The organism is Catenulispora subtropica (genome assembly GCF_039531675.1).
In the GTDB taxonomy this organism is placed as follows: Bacteria; Actinomycetota; Actinomycetes; order Streptomycetales; family Catenulisporaceae; genus Catenulispora; species Catenulispora subtropica.
The window spans coordinates 135,583-150,852 of the sequence record NZ_BAAAQM010000016.1 but is presented as its reverse complement, the minus strand read 5'-3'; the positions used below and the strand labels follow the sequence as shown (position 1 = coordinate 150,852).

Annotated in this window: 12 protein-coding genes; 5 read left to right on the top strand and 7 right to left on the bottom strand. The window is 71.9% G+C overall.

Annotation, left to right across the window (positions count from 1 at the left end):
* Nucleotides 1-20: 20 nt before the first annotated feature.
* Nucleotides 21-1,115, bottom strand: a complete 1,095-nt coding sequence (gene manB / locus ABD466_RS16285) for a mannose-1-phosphate guanylyltransferase (protein ID WP_344657892.1) — start codon at nt 1,113-1,115, stop codon at nt 21-23.
* A 105-nt stretch (nt 1,116-1,220) separates the two neighbouring features.
* On the opposite strand from manB, the gene ABD466_RS16280 reads away from it, so the two are divergent.
* The 3 genes from ABD466_RS16280 to ABD466_RS16270 all read left to right on the top strand — a co-directional run bounded on the left by ABD466_RS16280 (nt 1,221) and on the right by ABD466_RS16270 (nt 5,291).
* Nucleotides 1,221-2,054, top strand: a complete 834-nt coding sequence (locus ABD466_RS16280) for a TIGR03089 family protein (protein ID WP_344657891.1) — start codon at nt 1,221-1,223, stop codon at nt 2,052-2,054.
* A gap of 72 nt (nt 2,055-2,126) precedes the next feature.
* Nucleotides 2,127-4,031, top strand: coding sequence for an LCP family protein (locus ABD466_RS16275; RefSeq protein ID WP_344657890.1), 1,905 nt, complete (start codon nt 2,127-2,129; stop codon nt 4,029-4,031).
* A 123-nt stretch (nt 4,032-4,154) separates the two neighbouring features.
* Nucleotides 4,155-5,291 (top strand): LCP family protein, encoded by a 1,137-nt coding sequence (locus ABD466_RS16270; protein ID WP_344657889.1) that lies wholly within the window; start codon nt 4,155-4,157, stop codon nt 5,289-5,291.
* Nucleotides 5,292-5,306: 15 nt separating this feature from the next.
* Here ABD466_RS16270 and ABD466_RS16265 read toward each other — a convergent pair whose 3' ends face one another.
* The 3 genes from ABD466_RS16265 to ABD466_RS16255 are packed head-to-tail and all read right to left on the bottom strand — an operon-like array spanning nt 5,307 to nt 7,801.
* Nucleotides 5,307-5,834, bottom strand: a complete 528-nt coding sequence (locus ABD466_RS16265; protein WP_344657888.1) for a pyridoxamine 5'-phosphate oxidase family protein — start codon at nt 5,832-5,834, stop codon at nt 5,307-5,309.
* Between the two features lie 39 nt (nt 5,835-5,873).
* On the bottom strand, nt 5,874-6,470 hold the full coding sequence (locus ABD466_RS16260; RefSeq protein WP_344657887.1) for an HAD family hydrolase: 597 nt from the start codon (nt 6,468-6,470) through the stop codon (nt 5,874-5,876).
* Nucleotides 6,470-7,801, bottom strand: coding sequence for a nucleotide sugar dehydrogenase (locus tag ABD466_RS16255; protein WP_344657886.1), 1,332 nt, complete (start codon nt 7,799-7,801; stop codon nt 6,470-6,472). Before ABD466_RS16255 ends, ABD466_RS16260 begins: the two co-directional genes overlap by 1 nt.
* 108 nt (nt 7,802-7,909) lie before the next feature.
* On the opposite strand from ABD466_RS16255, the gene ABD466_RS16250 reads away from it, so the two are divergent.
* Complete coding sequence (locus ABD466_RS16250) at nt 7,910-8,836, top strand: glycosyltransferase family 2 protein (protein ID WP_344657885.1); 927 nt, start codon at nt 7,910-7,912, stop codon at nt 8,834-8,836.
* A gap of 221 nt (nt 8,837-9,057) precedes the next feature.
* On the opposite strand, the gene ABD466_RS16245 is transcribed toward ABD466_RS16250, so the two are convergent.
* A complete protein-coding gene (locus ABD466_RS16245) occupies nt 9,058-10,050 on the bottom strand; it encodes a lysylphosphatidylglycerol synthase domain-containing protein (RefSeq protein WP_344657884.1) in 993 nt (330 codons plus the stop codon).
* 121 nt (nt 10,051-10,171) lie between these two features.
* Here ABD466_RS16245 and ABD466_RS16240 point away from each other — a divergent pair, with 121 nt between their 5' ends.
* On the top strand, nt 10,172-11,278 hold the full coding sequence (locus tag ABD466_RS16240) for a glycosyltransferase (RefSeq protein ID WP_344657883.1): 1,107 nt from the start codon (nt 10,172-10,174) through the stop codon (nt 11,276-11,278).
* A gap of 16 nt (nt 11,279-11,294) precedes the next feature.
* Here ABD466_RS16240 and ABD466_RS16235 read toward each other — a convergent pair whose 3' ends face one another.
* Together ABD466_RS16235 and ABD466_RS16230 are read right to left on the bottom strand one after the other, a co-directional pair.
* Complete coding sequence (locus tag ABD466_RS16235) at nt 11,295-14,264, bottom strand: hypothetical protein (protein ID WP_344657882.1); 2,970 nt, start codon at nt 14,262-14,264, stop codon at nt 11,295-11,297.
* Nucleotides 14,261-15,181: a glycosyltransferase family 2 protein gene (locus tag ABD466_RS16230; RefSeq protein ID WP_344657881.1), complete on the bottom strand. Its 921-nt coding sequence runs from the start codon at nt 15,179-15,181 to the stop codon at nt 14,261-14,263. The genes ABD466_RS16235 and ABD466_RS16230 overlap by 4 nt, the downstream gene beginning before the upstream one ends.
* Nucleotides 15,182-15,270: the final 89 nt, after the last annotated feature.

Below are 15,270 nucleotides of genomic sequence, written 5' to 3'. Positions count from 1 at the left end.
CCTACTCGCTTCTCGTCGCCCTACTCGTCGCTGGAGAACCGGACCGCCTTGTCCGGGATCACCGCGCCGCACCACACCCGGGTGCCGGCCAGCAGCTCGTTCTCGGCGCCGACCAGGGCGCCGTCGCCGACCACGACGCCGTCCAGCACGGTGCCCGCGCCGATCCGGGCGCCCACGCCGACGATGGAGTCGGTGACGCGAGCGCCGGGGCCGATCACCGAGCCGGCGTCCAGGACCGAGGCGCCGACGCGGGCTCCGGCCCCGACCACGGCGCCGGAGCCGACCGTGGTGCCGGCGTCGACCACCGCGTCCTCGGCGATCTCGGCGCCGGCCAGCACCAGCGCCTCCGGGTACTCGCGCCGGTCCGGGCCCGGGACCGCCGGAGAGGTCACCCGGCCCATCACCAGGTCGGCCGAGCCCTTGGCGAACGCCGCCGGGGTGCCCAGGTCGAGCCAGTAGGACTGTTCCACCACACCGAGCACCTTCGCGCCGGAGGCCAGCAGGCCCGGGAAGGTCTCGCGCTCCACCGAGACCCGGCGGCCGAAGGGGATCTCGTCGATGCGCCACCGCTGGAAGACGTAGCAGCCCGCGTTGATCTGGTCCGTGACGATGTCCTCGGGCCGCTGCGGCTTCTCCAGGAACGCCGTCACCCAGCCGTCACCGTCGGTGGGCACCAGGCCGAACGGCCGCGGGTCGGTCACCCGCGACAGGTGCAGGGTGACGTCGGCGCCGCGCGCGGTGTGCGCCTCGACCAGGGCCCGCACGTCCACACCGGACAGGATGTCGCCGTTGAAGGCCAGGACCGGCTCGTCCGGCGCGCTGGTCAGTTTGCCGGCCACGTTGCGGATCGCGCCGGCGGTGTCCAGCGGCACGTCCTCGGTCACGTACTCCAGCTCCAGGCCGAGGTCGGACCCGTCGCCGAAATACTCCTCGAACACCTCGGCCTTGTAGGCGGTGGCGAACACGACGCGGTGGACGCCCGCCGCCCGGGCGCGCATCAGCTGGTGGGTGAGGAACGGGACTCCGGCGACCGGCAGCATCGGCTTCGGGGTGTTCACCGTCAGCGGGCGCAGACGGGTGCCCTTGCCTCCCACCAGAAGGATCGCCTCGGTCACTCTTTCGTTCCCCTCATCCTGTCCAGAGCCGTGCGGGCCAGCATAAACGGTCCCCGACGGACGTGGTTGCACAACAGCAAGCTGTTTCCCCCGTATCCTCTCGGCGTGACCGCAGCGAACAGTAGTTTCCCGGGCCTGTGGCGCGCCGCGCTCGCGCAGGGCCCGTCCCGGCCGTTCCTGACGTATTACGACGACCACACCGGCGAGCGGGTCGAGCTGTCATACGCCACGACCGACAACTGGGTCGCCAAGACCGCGAACCTGATCCAGGACGAGCTGGCGCTGGCCCCGGGCGACGAGGTCGCGATCCTGCTGCCCACCCACTGGCAGACCCCGATCTGGCTGCTGGCCTGTTGGGCGGCCGGGGTGGTGGCGAGCGTCGGCGAGGATCCGGCGGCGGTGGAACGCGCGGCGGCCGTGGTCGCCGGGCCGGACAGCCTCGGCGAGGCGCTGGCCTGCCGCGGCGAGCGCATCGCGCTGGCGCTGCGGCCGCTGGGCGCGCCGTTCCAGCAGGTGCCGGAGGGCTTCACGGACTACGCCGCGGTCGCCCCGTCGCAACCGGACGCGTTCACGCCGTACTCCCCGGTCGAGGCCGACGCGCCCGCGCTGATCGCCGACGGACAGAGCTGGACCCAGGGCGAGATGGTGAAGGACGCGGTGGACGCGGCCGCGCGCTGGAACCTGACCGCCGGCAGCCGGGTGCTGGCCGGCTGCGGCTTCGCCTCCCGCCCCGAGATCCGGGCGGCCCTGACCTCCGAGCTCGCCGCCGGGGCTTCCTTGGTACTGTGCCGGAACGTCGATCCGGCGCGCCTTCCCGGGCGCATGGCCGCGGAGAAGGTGAACGCCCGCGTCACCTCCCTGGGCCTCGGCCAGGGACAGAGCGCGGCCGGCGCCGGCGGAACCGGTGAGGGCACACTCGGCGTCCTCCTGGTCGACTAAGGTCGTCGCACGGGAGGGACCGCGGTCGCGACTCGGGCCCGCACCTCGCGGGCCCCGGTGTGAGGAGATTCTGTGGCAGGCGAGCGCAACGCCGAGCCGGCCCCGTGGGAGCGGGCGGCCCGGCAATCCGACGACGCGTGGTACGCGGGGCGGCAAGATCAGCAGTCCTCGGCCGGGTACGGGGACGCGTACGACCATGACGAGCCCCCGGCGCGGGAGCCGCGGCGCGGTTCCCGCGGGCAGGCTCCGGTCCCGAACCAGAGCGGGTACGGCGACGACACCCCGGGCCGCGCGCGCGGCCGCGGCGGCTACCGCTACGACCCCGACAGCGCGACCGACGGCGAGCTGGACTCCGGCGGCCCGAGCGGCCGCGGCGGGCGCACCGGGCGCGGCGCGTCCATACCGGCGGGCAAGGGCGGCCGGTTGGCCCCCCGGGGCGTGATCACGGTGTCCGCGGCCTCGCTGGCGATCACCGTGATCGGCGCCGGCGCCTTCACGTACCAGCACTTCAACGGCAGCATCAACACCTTCAACGACACCGGCCTGGCGGCGAACCGGCCGGCCGAGGCCTCGGCCAACGCCCAGGGCCAGCGGCCGGAGAACATCCTGCTGGTGGGCTCGGACGCCCGCGACAACGGCAACAACGCCTTCGGCGGCGGCCAGACCGGCCAGGGCGCGCGCTCGGACACCTCGATCCTGCTGCACGTCTACGCGGACCACCAGCACGCGGTCGGGATCTCGATCCCGCGCGACATGCTGGTGACGATCCCCGAGTGCCAGATCGACCCGAACAACCCCAAGAAGGGGCACACCGGCGTCCAGAACAACCAGTTCAACGCCGCCTTCGCGGTCGGCAACACCCCGAACGGCAACGTGGCCTGCGAGATCAACACCATAGAGGCGATGTCGGGCATCCGCATCGACCACACGATCGTGGTCGGCTTCGCGGCGTTCGCCAAGCTCACCGACGACATCGGCGGCGTCGAGGTGTGCGTGCCCAAGGACGTGAACAGCGTCGAGGGCGACCACATCTCCCTGAAGAAGGGCATCCAGACCGTCCGCGGCCAGACCGCCCTGGACTACGTCCGCAAGCGCGAGGGCCTGGGCGACGGCTCGGACATCAGCCGCACCCGGCGCCAGCAGGCGTTCCTGGGCTCGATGATCAAGAAGATGGAGGGCGACGGCGTCCTGAACGACCCCACGACGCTCAGCGCCATCTTCAACGACGCCCTGAAATACGCCACCTTCGACAAGGGACTGGGCAGCCTGAACAGCCTGATGGACTTCGCCTCGTCGATGAAGGGCGTCAACCCGGCGCACATCCAGTTCATGACGCTCCCGGGCCACTACCGCACCCAGGACGGGCGCGTGGACATGGACAAGCCGGCGGCGCAGGCGATCTGGGACCACCTGAAGAGCGACACCCTGCTGGACGGCACGGACGCCGCGGGCAACGCGGGCGTCACCACGCCCTCGTCCTCGTCCTCGTCCTCGGCCGCCCCGTCGTCGGCACCGTCCACCCAGACCCCGCCGCCGCCGTCGATCTCCCCGTCCCTGATCTCGGTGCGGGTGCTGAACGGCACCACCACCAACGGGCTGGCCACCGACGTCACCACGTCGCTGCAGGCGGCCGGCTACAAGGCCGTGGTCAGCACGAAGACGCCGCCGCACGCGGCGACCACCACGATCGTCTACGCCACCGCCAAGCAGGAGGCCTACGCCAAGCAGCTGGCCACGCAGTTCCCGGGCGCGAAGATCGAGGGCGGAGGGTACGGGACGCAGCTGGTGCTGACCATCGGCGACGACTACGCGGCCGCCCACCCGAAGCCCGGCGGCGCGACCGGCACGCCGTCCGGCGGCTCGACGGGCAGCCCGACCGGCGGCTCGACCCCGAACGCCCCGCTGCCCTCGGACATCGCGGCCAACTCCCGGACCGCCGACCAGGACCTCTGCTCCGGCATCACCAAGGGTTACTAGGCCCAGAAGACGGCCGGTCACAGCCCCTTCCGGGGGAATTGTGACCGGCCGTTCTCGCATCTGTTACATAAGCCGGACATCTGAGACGAACTTAATACGAAAATGACATAGTGTCGTCTCATCATGGACGACCAGACCTCCGGCCCGGCCGCCCGCGAAAGCGGCGCCCGCGACTCCCGCCGCTCCCGCCGCCACGCCGGCCCCGCCGACAGCGGCTTCATGACGCGGCGCCGCGTCGTCGCCATCTCGGCGGCCTCCCTGTCGGTGCTGGCCATCGCCGGTGCCGCCGGCCTGTGGGCCGCGTACAACCGGCTGAACCACAACATCAAGACCGTCGACATCCACACCGAGTCCGGGACCGGGGGCGCCGTGGGCGGGAACACCGTCCCCGCGGCCGCCCGCGACGCGATGAACGTCCTGCTCATCGGCTCGGACTCGCGCGACGGGGCGAACGGCCAGTACGGCGACCGCAACTCCGGGGCCCGCTCCGACACCACGATGCTGCTGCACGTGGCCGCCGACCGGAAGAGCGCGACGGTCGCCTCGATCCCGCGCGACACGATGGTGCAGCTGCCCGGGTGCGCGCAGCCCGACGGCACCGAGTCCAAGCCGCAGTCGGCGATGTTCAACGCGGCGTACTCGATCGGCGGCGCGGCCTGCACGGTGAAGACCGTGGAGTCGATCAGCGGCCTGACCATCGACCACGTCCTGGTGGTGGACTTCACCGGCTTCAAGGACCTGGTGGACGCCATGGGCGGGGTCCCGGTCACCTTGGACAAGCCGGTCAACGACCCGGACTCGCATCTGAACCTGCCCGCCGGCACCACGGTGGTGAACGGCGAACAGGCGCTGGCCTTCGTCCGCGCCCGGCACAACCTCGGCGACGGCTCCGACATCGGCCGCATGAGCCGCCAGCAGCAGTTCCTGAACGCGGCGCTGGACACCCTGAGCTCCAACGGCACGCTGGACGACCCGAAGAAGCTCTACAAGGTCCTCGACGCGGCCACCAAGGCGCTGACCACCGACCCGGGCCTGGGCTCGCTCAACAAGCTGGCGGACTTCGCCACGGACCTGAAGCAGGTGCCGCGGCAGAACATCACCTACCTGACGGTGCCGTGGCAGTGGTACCAGCCGGATCCGAACCGGGTGCAGCTGGCGTCCAAGGCGCAGGAGCTCTTCGACGCGATGCGGACGGACACGGCGGTGCCGGCGGACGTGCTGGCGCTGTCGGCGAAGCAGGGCGAGCAGACGGCGTCCTGAACGCCGGGCCCACGCCTATCCGAACCACCACTTGGTCGCGCCGTAGGGCTCCTCGGACTTCAGCGCCACCGCCGCCAGCACGTCGACCCGGAACACCTGCCAGGGCCCGGGACCGGCGCTCGGGGCGCTGAACGGCGCCGAGATGACGTCGCCCTCGGCGACGGCCGGCCACCCGACGCCCGCGTAGACGGCGGCGATCCGCTCGATCACCGCCGCGTCGGTGACCCGGTGCGCCTCGCCGTCGAACGTGACGTCGTAGCCGTCGATCGGCGCGGCCACGGTGCAGCGCGGGTCGGCCTCCAGGTTCCGGGTCTTGCGGATGGCGGGGCCGGTGGTGAAGTAGACGGCGCCGTCCAACCAGGCGTGGCCGAACCCGGTGGTGTGCGGGGCACCGTCGGGGTTCAGGGTGGTGAGGAACCACGAGCGGCCGGGGCCGGCCACGGCGGCGGCGACGGCCTGCTCGACGTCCTCCCAGTCCAGCGCCTCGAGTCCGTACTCGGGCAGGGACAGGTTCTTGACACGCAGCGGCTTGAGTTCACTCATGCCTGTAGAGACGATCAGGAGCGCGCGAAGTAATCGGTGCTACTGCAGAAGCGCGTCAAGCTCGCGGATGGCCTGCGCCGTGTCCTGAAAGTGAACGGCAGCCATCCCCAGCGCCCGGGCCGCCGCACAGTTGGGCTCGTAGTCGTCCACGAAGACCGTCTCCTCGGGGCGCATCCCCAGCCGGTCCAGACAGAGCTCGTAGATGGCGGGGTCCGGCTTCAGCAGCCCGACCTCGTGTGAGTACACGATGAGATCGGTCAACTCGCTGAACCGGTACGCCTCCTCCTCGCGCTCGCGTGCGCCGACGAAGCTGTTACTGATGATCGCGGTGGTGTAGCCCTCGGCTCGGCGGGCCTTCCAGTAGTCCGCCAGCTCGCGGTTGTAGGTACCGAGATACTCGACCCACATCTCGTCCATATAGGCCTGGAACCGGGCCGCCGGCACTCCGAGGATGCCGACGGCCTGCTCGTGGACCTGCTCCAGCGTGACGTGGCCCAGCTCACCGGCGCGGAAGACCTCGCCCAGCCCGGTGCCCCAGCCGACGCCGAACTCCGCCTCCCACTTGGCAGCGGTGCCCAGGTCCGGGGTCAGCTCCAGGACCCCGCCGATGTCGAGGACGATCGCGCGTATCGGCATCAGGCGATCCCGAGTACCTTCCGCACGACCCCGTCCCACTTCGCCGGATCGGTCACGTTGCGGCCGTCGACGAGCACCTTCACGCCCGGGAAGTCGGCGGCCGACAGGGCGCCGTACTCCTCGTGCTCGGTGTGCACGATGACGCCGTCGACCTCGGTGCCGGGCTCGTAGGCCGGCAGGCCCAGGGCGGCCAGTTCCTCGGCGCTGTAGAGCGGGTCGGAGACGTACGGCACCGCGCCGTCGCCGGCCAGCGCCGCCACGAGCCCGTACACGCCGGAGAACGCCGTCTCCTTGACGCCGCCGCCGCGGTAGGCCGCGCCGAGCACCAGCACCTTGCGGCCGGCCAGGCCGCCGCCGCCGGCGATCCCGCCGAGCAGGCCCTCCAGCAGGCCGACCAGGTAGGCCGGCTGCGCGAGGTTGGACTCGCGGGCCGCGCGCACGATGGAGGCCTCGGGGTCGTTGAACAGGTAGAAGCGCGGGTAGACCGGGATGCAGTGGCCGCCGACCGCCGGGCCGGGCTGGTGGATGTGGCTGAACGGCTGGCTGTTGGAGGCCTCGATCACCTGGAAGATGTCGATGCCGGTGCGGTCGGCGAAGCGCGCGAACTGGTTGGCCAGGCCGATGTTGACGTCGCGGTAGGTGGTCTCGGCGAGCTTGGCGAGCTCGGCGGCCTCGGCGGAGCCCAGGTCCCACACGCCGTTGCCGCGCTTGAGGTCGGGGCGCTCGTCGAAGTCCAGGACCGCCTCGTAGAAGCGCACCGCGGCGGCCGCGGACTCGGCGTCGATGCCGCCGACCAGCTTCGGGTACTTGCGCAGGTCGGCGAAGACCCGGCCGGTGTAGACCCGCTCAGGGCTGTGGCACAGCAGGAAGTCGCGGCCGGCGTTCAGGCCGGAGGCGGCCTCCAGGGCGGGCAGGAAGCGCGCTCGGGTGGTGTGCACCGGCAGCGTGGTCTCGTAGCTCAGCAGGATGCCGGTGCGGCCGTTGGCGGCGGCCTGCTTCAGGCCGGCCGCGATGGTCTGGGTGGCGGCGTCCATGGCGCGGAAGTCCGGGACCGCGTCCTCGTCGACGACGACCGGGACCACGACGACGACCGCGTCGCTGTCGGCCACGGCGGCGACGCCGTCCAGGGTCGCGGTGAGGTCGCCGTCGCGGACCACCCGCGGCAGGCGCACGTCCAGCTCGGCCTCGCCGGGGAACGGCTCGACGCCGGCGTTGATCTGGTCGACCACGCGCGGCACCACGTCGACGCCGTAGACCTGGTGGCCCTTCGAGGCGAACTGGACGGCCAGCGGCAGGCCGATCTTGCCCATTCCAATGACGCTGATCTTCACAGTGCTCCGGACTCCAGGTTTGGCTTCTGCTTCCTATTACGTAGCGGACGCAAGCGTACCCGGCTCGGTTCCTAATACCCTTATGCCGTCTACTTGTTGAGGAGCGCCGTGACCGACCTTGAACTCACAGTCATCGTCCCCACGCGGGAGCGGCCGGGCCTGCTGAAGGAGACGGTCGACTCGATCGTCGCCTCGGCCCGCGCGGCCTCGGAAAAGCTCGGGGCCACGGTGCGAGTGCTGGTCGTGGACGACGCCTCGCCCACCGACTCGACGCGGGAGCTGATCGCCGCCCTGGGCGCCGAGGCCGCCGCCGTCGGGACCGCCGTGAGCGTGGACTACGCGCGGGTCGAGGTGCACGACGGCCGCAAGGACCCGGGCGCGGCGATCGCGCTGGGCGTCTCCCTGGCCCGCTCGCGGTACCTGACGATCTTCGGCGACGACGACATCATGCTGCCCGGCCACATCACGCTGCATCTGCGGAACATGCGGCGCGGCGCGGACGTCTCGGCGGCGTCGTACTACATCACCGACGGGCAGCTGAACCGGCAGTTCGCCAAGCGCCGGCGTGCCGCCCACCTGGGCGACCTGCTGATCGGCCGGATCGACGTCAACGACGGGGCGTTCGTCCGCACCGAACTGATCCAGGCCGTGGAACTGGACCCGGCGCTGCTGGCGCAGATGCTGTACCCGGTGTGGGCGACGCTGCTGATCGACGGCCGCAAGTTCGTGTACTCGCGGACGCCGACGTTCCTGTACCGCCGCCACGACGCGAACATCAGCAGTGTCAACAAGGACGCCGAGGACGCGGCGCTGCGGAAGTCGCTGCAGGAGAAGTACCGGGCCCTGGCATCGGAACGGCTGGGATCGGTCCCGGAGCCGCGGAAAGTGGACTGGGCGCGGCACAAGCGCGAGTGGCGATACTCGAAGAAGGGCTACGTGCGCTGGCGGATGGCCGCGACGGAGCTGGCGGTGAAGCGAAATCCGGTGGTGCGCAAGGCGTTCCGGATGCCGCCGCTGCCGCCGAAGCAGTCCTGAGCCGCAGTCCTGAGCCGCTGAGCCGCTGAGCCGCAATCCTGAGCCGGCCGGCATGTCGCCGCGCGACCCAGACGGTGGTCACGCGTCGCTGGGTCGTCCACCGTGCCCGGAGCGAGGGCGGGCGCCGACCGCCCTGACCGAGGCCGGCACGGCCCGACCCGGGCCCTCGCCGCGTGGGCGGAGGTGCACGGCGACGCGGTGGTCGCCGCCCAGCCCCGCCCCTAGCGGGCCTCGGCGATCGGGGCGGCGACCTCCCGGGAGCCGCCCTCGCGCGCCGTGGCGGCGGCCGCCACCAGGTCCGCGACGATCGTCACCAGCCGCGAGGCGAGCGCCACGACGGTGGCCTTGCCCGGGTCCAGGACCGGCTGGAGGGCGGCGACGAGGATCAGCTCGCGCACCCCGGCGCCGGCGGGCGCGAAGACGATGATGAAGCCGACGCTCCAGGCGAAGGCGTAGCCGCCGGTGGCGAGCAGCAGCGTCCGCAGCGGCGGCGCGCCGAGGGCCACGGCGAGGATCCAGATGTGCGCGCCGGCGAGGAGCCACCCGGCGAGGCTGCGCAGCACGGTGCGGCCGAGGGTCGCGCCGGTGAGCGGCTCGATCTCGGGGCGGCGCGTGAGACGGAAGACGGCCCGCAGCGCGGGGTTCGCGACGCGGGGGTGCAGCCCGGCGATGAGCAGCGGCACCACGGCGAAGGCCCAGCGGTAGCCCGCCGCGTGCGCGCCTCCGGCCGTGGGCAGCGTCGCGGCGGCCAGGACGAGCGCCGTCGCCAACGAGACCAGCATGGCGAGCGCGGCCGTGGCGGCGCTGCGCGCGCGGGGGATGCGATGCGCGCGCCCGAGCTGCATCTGGGCGACGACCGGCCAGACCGAACCCGGCAGGTACTTGCCGAGCTGGCTGGTGAAGAAGACCCTCGCCGCCGCCCGGAGGCCGAGCGGGGATCCGAGGGAGCCCAGCAGGCCGCGCCAGGCCAGCATCATCGCGGTGACCGAACCGAGGGCCGGGACGAGCGCGGCGACCAGGGGCAGCGGCCCCAGGTCCGCGAAGCCGGCGCGGACGCGCGCCCACTGGTGGGCGACGGCGTAGGCGCCGGCGGCGAGGGTGAGCGCCAGGAAGGCGACGCGGGTGAGCTGGGCTCGGCGCGTCGTGGTCGGCGTGAGGACGGGATCCGGGTCGGCGACGTCCCGCGTCGTCGCTCCGTCGCCGAGTTCGCCCACGATCGCATCATCCGCCAGCACCAGGGACCCGCGCTCGAAAACCGGCGGTTCAGAGGGTGAACTCGCGGGTGCGGGGCCGAGGGACCGGCGGGAGAAGCCGGAGCCGCTACTGTGGCTGACCATGCGCGTCCTGATCTTCGGCACCTATGACGTGGCGGCGCACCCGCGGGTGGGAGTCATCGCTGAGGGGTTGCGTGCTGCTGGTCATGAGGTGCGCGAGTGTAACGCGCCGCTGGGATTCGACACAGCGGCGCGGGTCCGGATGCTGGCCCAGCCCTGGCGAGTGCCCGCTCTCGGCCTGCGGCTGGCACGGTGCTGGCTGCGCCTGACGCGCGGGGCTCTGCGAGGGCCGCGGCCGGATGTCGTGGTGGTCGGATACCTGGGCCACTTCGACGTGCATCTGGCGCGCATGCTGTTCGGGCGGCGCCGCGTGGTCCTGGACCACCTGATCGGAGCCGCCGACACCGCTCGCGACCGGCAGGTGAACGCCGGCCTGCGCCAGCCGGTGCTGCGGGCGATCGACGCGGCGGCCCTCAGCGCCGCACACGTCGTCGTCGTGGACACCGAGGAGCACCGCGAGACGCTGCCCGCGAAGCATCGGGGTCGGGCCGTGGTGGTGCCGGTGGGCGCGCCGGATGAGTGGTTCGAGCAGGACGCGGGCCCCGACGGCGGTCCGCTGCGAGTGGTGTTCTACGGCTTGTTCACGCCCCTGCAGGGCGCGGCGACGATCGGCACGGCCATCGCGCGCCTGGCCGGCCGACCGGTGGAGTTCACCATGGTCGGCGGTGGTCAGGACAAGGAGGAGACACTCCGCAACGCCGGCGCCGCGACCGCGGTCACGTGGCGCGACTGGGTCCCTGCCGCCGAGCTGCCGGGCCTGGTGGCCGCACATGATGTCTGCCTCGGCATCTTCGGCACCGGCCCGAAGGCACGCCGCGTGGTCCCGAACAAGGTGTACCAGGGGGCGGCGGCAGGTTGCGCCATCGTCACCTCCGACACCCCGCCGCAGCGGCGGGCATTCGGCGACGCTGCCGTCTACGTCCCGCCGGGCGACGCCGAAGCGCTCGCCGCCGCCCTCGCGGACCTGGCCGAGAATCCGGAGCGGCTCAGGGAACTGCGGCAGAAGGCGGGTCGGGCCGCCCGCGAACACTTCACGCCGGAGCAGGTCGTTCAGCCGCTGCTCGCCAAGCTGGGCGTGACCGCCGAGCCCACGAAGCGCGGAAGCTGAGGCACGAGCTCGCGCCTCACACACCGGCGTCCTCCAACACGTCCGTGTCCCCGGGCTTCCCGAGTTCAGGCTCCTCATCCGAGCCCGCGGAGGCCACACCCCGCGACCGCCTGCGCAGCCTGCCGAGGTCCCACGTCACCGTCTGTCCCCGCCGCGCATACCAGGTCTCCACGCCGACGCCGCCGATCAGCACGAACAGCGTCGCGATGCTCGTGAAGGCGCCGAGGCCGCCGTCCGGCGACGCGTAGTGCAGCGCCACCGTGTGCGTGCCCGCGGGCACCTGGACCGCGACCAGGCCCTGGTCCGCGGGCACCAGTTCGGCCTTCTCGCCGTCCACCGACGCCGACCAGCCGACCTGGTCCGAGTCGGCCACGACCAGGTATCCCGGTGCCGAGGCCGTCACCGTCGTGGCGACCGAGTCGGTGCCGTCGGACGTCACCGTCACCGCGCCGTCGGACGCCGCGCCGGTCGAAGCCGTTCCGCTGTCCAGCACCACCGTCGACGCGTCGAGGCTCCCGGAGGCCAGGAGCCGCACCCGCTGGGCCGCGTCCGGCACCACCACCGCCGAGGACGCCCACCGGATCCGGGGCAGCGCGTTGAGCCGCTGGTAGACCACCGACGATCCGGCGTGCACCACCCGCAGACCGTCGCCCGGGTCCACCACCGACGCGAGCGCCACCGTGCCGGCCTTCGCCTGCACCGCCAACGGGTTCGTCTTCGCCGTGTGCAGCGTGATGGTCGCGGTGCGCGGCCCCTTCGCCGCCGAGTCCAGGGCCACCGGCACGTCGAACTCCACGCCCGCCTTGATCCCGGAGGTCAGCCGCCGCGTGGTCACGGTGCCGGACCCGTCGGAGACAGCCACCTCGATCCAGTCGTCCGCCGACGTCTTCGTGTACGGGAACACCTCGTCCGGCGTCCCGGACGGCGTCAGCCCCAGCGCCCGGACGTCGTCGGCCACCGGCAGCGTCACTCGAACCGGCACGTTCGGCTCCAGCACGACCGAGGATCCGTCGGTCGACGCCGCCACGTGCGTGCCGAACACCGGCTCGCTCGGCGACGCGGTGAAGTACGCGACCCCCAGCCGGTCCAGGATCGGGCTCGTCGCCTGGGCCGGATCGGCGCTGAACTGCAGCCGGGTCGGCGCCGGGATCGGATCGCCCGGCACGCCCTGCACCAGGGTGGCGAACGCGGAGTTCAGGAACGCGTGCCCGTTGAGCGCGCGCAGGCCGTACACCGAGTCGGTGCCGAGCACCGATGCCTGCGCCGTGCTCGCATAGCGTGAGCTGCCGAGATTCGCGGCCAGGTACTGCTGCGTGTCGGTGACCGGGTAGAAGGTCTCCTTGGCGGCGCTGGGCAGGTACGTCCCGGCGAACGCCGTCCCCTCCCCCGCGACCATCACCAGCACTCCGCACGCGGCCAGCGTCCGCACGACCTCGAGCCGTTTGACCGCCCGCCCGTAACGCCGCACCAGCCAGAGCACCCCGACGAGCACGGCGGCCACGCCGAGAAGCAGCAGCCCTCTGCCGATCTCCGCGTCGAACGTCGACACCGCCAGGTGTCCGTCCGCCGATTCGGCACCGCCGTCGGCGACCGCCACCCGGCGGCCCTGCGCGATGAGCCGCCACAGCGTGAGCCCGGCGGCGAGCATTACCAGCCCGGCCCACGCCGGCCCGGCCCAGCGGGCCGCCGTCGGCCCGGCCCAGCGGGTCGCCACGCCCGAGGCCGGCGCCGAGGCGGCCTCGCTCTCCGAGCGCCGCCGCAGCACCAGCTCGAACCCGACCGCCGCCAGACAGGCCAGCAGCAGCCCGGTCACGGCCCGCGCCCGCCCGATGAAGTTCGCCGCGAACAGCGATCTCAGCACCGGCACGTGCTGCAACCCGTCGAGCGGCCAGCCGCCGCGGTACACCAGCAGCAGCCACAGCGCGGCCGCGGCGACGAGGAACACCCAGACCCCGCGCGGCAGCAGCGCCCGGCCGCGCCGCGCCGCGAGCACACCGACCAGGGCCAGCACCAGCACCGCCGCGCCGACGTAGGACAGCGACTCCACGGCGTTCTCGTTCAGGATCCACAGCTGCTGCCCGTCCGAGGCCACACCGCCGAACGACCACGGCGCGAACGACGTCAGGAAGCTCACCGGGTTCAGGTGGTCGACGCCGCTCTGCTCACGACCCTCGATCAGCCACGAGGAGTAGAACTTCGCGAACGGCAGCAACTGGAACATCGCCAGCCCGATGCCCGCGGCCACCCCGGTCGCCAGGCCGGCCAGATCCCCGAGGCGGCGGGTCCGCACCAGCGCGTAACAGCCTGCGGTCAGCAGGGCGTAGCCCTCGACCGACGGGAAGCCGCCGAGCATCAGCGCGCCGACCACCAGGGACAGCACCGCGACGTCCCGGAAGCGGCGCAGCTGGACGAACCGCTCCACCGCCCAGAACAGCAGCGGCACGAACGCCCCGACCCGGGTCTGCGGCCAGCCCTGCCAGGCCACCATGTAAGCGCCGGACACGTAGGCCATGCCGCCGACCAGCGCGGCCGGCGGCGACAACTTCAGGCGGCGCAGGAACAGGTACAGCCCGACCAGCCCGACGACCACCTCGGCCAGCCGCTCGTAGGCCGGGGCCAGCCAGGCAGGCAGCACGTAGAACGGAGCGGTCACCGGCGAGGCCAACGCGTTGTTGGTGATCCCGCCCAGCGGGGTGCCGCCGACGATGTACGGATCCCAGGCCGAGACCCGCCCGGACTTCACACCTTGTGCGAACAGGTACTCGGCCGGGATCTCGGAGCTGTACACGTCCGACTGCATGAGGTTCTTGCTCTGAGACTCGGCGAAGCCGGAATGGAAGTACGCGCCATACCGCACCATGTAGTCGGTGTCGGCCAGCACGCTGCGCCCGGCCAGCTGGGACGCGATGCCTCCGACCGCCAGGTAGAGGGCGGCGAGCACGGCCGCGGCCGTGACCAGCCGTGCGTTCCAGCCCCGCGCGCTCACTCCGGCCGCGATCGCACGATGAGGTCGGCCAGCAGCGCCATCGACGCGATGATCAGGCCGCTGAGCAGCAGCAGCGCGGTGTTCTGGGCGAACCGGAAGGGATGCGTCACCAGGTCGAAGACCGCCTTCACGGCGCCGATCCCGATCAGCCACAGGGCCGGCGGCATCAGCACCTTCAGCGGGTTGAAGTACATCACCATCCGCAGCACCTGCAGGATGTACCGGTAGGCGTCGGTGACGAAGCGGAACTTGGACTTGCCGGCCCGCTTGGCGTAGTCGATGGGGACGTAGACCACGTTCTTCTGGTTCGACATGAAGGCCAGCGTGATCGTGGTGACGCAGGAGAACCCGGGCGGCAGCAGCCGCAGGAACGGCAGCGCGACCTCCCGGCGCATGGCCCGCAGCCCGGAGTTCAGGTCCGGGATCTTCTGGTTCGTGAGCTTCTCGGCGATCTTGCGGATCACCCACTTCGCCGGGATCCGCAGCAGCCGGTGCGAACCCATCTCGGCCTTGCGCGCCCCGACCACCTGGTCTATCTCGGCGTCGAAGTCGAGCATCTCGACCAGCTCCGGGATGCGCTCGTTCGGATACGACATGTCGGCGTCGGTCCACACCACGATGTCGCCGGCGGCCATCTTCGACCCGATGCGGCGCACGGTCCCGGCGCCGCCGTTGCGGGCGAAGGCGACCACCTTCACGTTCGGGTACTCGATCTCGGCCTTGCGCAGCACCTCCAGCGTCCCGTCGGTCGACGCGTCGTCGATCGCCAGCACCTCGTAGGGGTAGCCGGCTGCGTCCAGGGCGGCGCAGATGCGCCGGATCTCCAAGAGAACGTGGGCTTCCTCGTTGTAACAAGGAAGGACCACGCTGACGTGGGGAGGAGGCTGCTCGTTCTCCAAGGATCCAGCCCCTTTCATCAGGCACTGTACGGACTCGTCCCGTGTAAGGAGATCAGTGTCCGCGAGGACCCTTAGAGTTTCGTGAAGTACGTCAAACGCAGATAAGG